Raw genomic sequence first — 2263 nt, forward strand, 5'->3', positions numbered from 1 at the left:
CCAGTCACTTATCAGCGATATCGTGGAATAAAGTCCGTCGTTCGCACGGAATGAGCGTATCCGCGGGTTGTTAACCATTAACCCCGAAATAAATCGAGCCACCAGGCTCCAGAAGAATTTCGTCGTCGATGTGCCCCACGAAATCATCACCTCTCGTGGTACGGAAGTGCAGATGTATATGAGAAACCGCGTTCGTGAAAACCCCCTTTACGCCGGGTGAGTAGACGCCCAAGGCGTCGATCTCGGTATCATCCAGACCTCCAAGATACCGTGCCCGTTCGAAACTCGCCCTCGGATCCGGAAGCAGGTTTCCCATACCGTCAACGATGAACCATTTCAGATATTTCACACCGGCACGAATTCGGAAGAAGAAGGCGTCAGTCGTATCCAGGCCCGCCATAGCAGCCGCCTCGGGAACGAACTGCTCCAAATCATGGAACTGCGAAACGCGTTTGGGAATTGGAAGCTCTTTCCATTGCGTCACCCGTCCAAATGCTAAAAAAGCCACGCGGTCTGCAGGATTGGCGGCACGTATCCGATAATCGCGCGCACCTAGAAATTCTCCGAGTCTGACATCGGACTCCATGATCAGGAGTTCTCCCCTAAGACCCGTAAACATCCCTATGCCATATACGGGCCCATCGTCGAGCACCTCTCCTAGAGGAACCTCGTGGTTCAAACTATTGCTCCCGATCTCTCGAAGGCTTCCAATCAGACATACCCCGCTTTTGAGACGGGTTATATTTACCGTATTCATAAGTCACTTCCTTTTTACAAACCGGTCGCAGGTCACCAGGTTCCAGAATTCGGCATCGACTGCCAAGGTTCGGCAGGCGGCAACGGCGCGCCAGCCTGAAGCAACTCGATGGAAATTCCATCCGGCGATCTCACGAACGCCATCTTGCCGTCACGGGGTGGACGCCGGATTTCGACATCATGATCGACCAGGCGCTGGCATTGGGCGTAAATGTCCGGAACCTCAAGGGCGATGTGACCGAAATTACGCCCGCCGGTGTATATCTCCTGATTCCAGTTATGGGTCAGTTCCACCAATGGAGCGTGTTTATCGACAGCCTCGGAATCTCCGGGCGCCGCGAGGAATATGAGCGTAAACTTCCCGGTCGAGTTCTCGGTACGCCTTACCTCCTTGAGTCCGAGCGCGCCGCAATAAAAGGCTAGTGAGTCGTCAATGTCGGACACTCGCACCATGGTATGAAGGAAACGCATCTCGCACACTCCTTGTGCCGGCTGATTGGTGAGAGAAATGAGGCTTTCGAGAGTAGCGATTGGAACACTCTCGCGCCTGGCTCGGACAACGTCATCCTCCGAGTGGTGACCCCAACTCGCCCAGATACCCCTCGCACCGAGTTCTATCGCCTCGCATACGTTTGCAAGATTATCGTCGATGAACACCAGTTCCTCGCTACGTTCACGAGCCTCCGAAAGAAGTTCAGTAAGAACCTCTCTTTTCGACGTGAGGCGACCGAAGACATCTGTCTCCACCATGTGGACGCCTTGATTGCGGAGGATATCGATAATGGAACGCGCATCCTTACCCGATACAATCTTGATATTGCCACCTGACGACGCAATTATGCCGATGACCTCAGAAAAGGTGCGATGGAGCCGGAGCCAATAGGTTTCATGGGCATCCCGGACCGCTGTTCTGGTAGCCACGAACTGGGTGCGAAACTCTTCTCGTTCTTTTTCCGGGATGAACGCATATCTTTCTTCGAAAGCAAACGCATCATCGATCATCTGCGTATTTTCAGTGAAGGCGACAAGGAAGTGCCCGTCGTGCCGCACGAATCGCCTCAGCCTTGAAAAGTCCTCTCGAAATGACGTTGGAACGGAGTCCAAGCCCATGGGTGAGAACGTATCGATCTCGAGGCCATGGTAAGCAATCCAGGAAACAAGAAGACACTCGTCGAGACCGTCGGCTATTACGCCGTCAAAATCGAATGCAAGCATGACCTGAACTCCATTCCGCCTGATCAGACTTTTATCGGGGACGACAAGCTTTCACCTTTTTTCCATCTATCCACCGCAGAAAAGGTCTCCCTCATGAACTTGCCGCAGGCGGCATAGTAGGAGCAGGTGATGACGTTGCCGTCGACGATGACGTCGGCGTCCACTACGTTCGCACCCGAGTTGACCATGTCGTCTTTCAGACCGACATAGGCACAAGCAAGCTTGTCGCGCATGATACCGGCCGAGATCATGATCCAGGGGCCATGACAGAGACCCGCGACGACCTTGCCCG

At 53.7% G+C, this 2263-nt stretch carries 3 protein-coding genes; all 3 read right to left on the bottom strand.

The window, feature by feature from the left end:
* Positions 1–70: 70 nt before the first annotated feature.
* Positions 71–757, bottom strand: coding sequence for an acetolactate decarboxylase (locus F3J08_RS16745; protein ID WP_240149426.1), 687 nt, complete (start codon positions 755–757; stop codon positions 71–73).
* 32 nt (positions 758–789) lie between these two features.
* Positions 790–1227, bottom strand: coding sequence for a VOC family protein (locus F3J08_RS16750; RefSeq protein WP_166931888.1), 438 nt, complete (start codon positions 1225–1227; stop codon positions 790–792).
* Between the two features lie 767 nt (positions 1228–1994).
* The coding region (locus F3J08_RS16755) for a DJ-1/PfpI family protein (RefSeq protein ID WP_205207143.1) at positions 1995–2263 on the bottom strand (269 nt) is incomplete at its 5' end.

It is taken from the genome of Asaia sp. As-1742 (assembly GCF_011753235.1).
Lineage (GTDB): Bacteria > Pseudomonadota > Alphaproteobacteria > Acetobacterales > Acetobacteraceae > Asaia > Asaia bogorensis_B.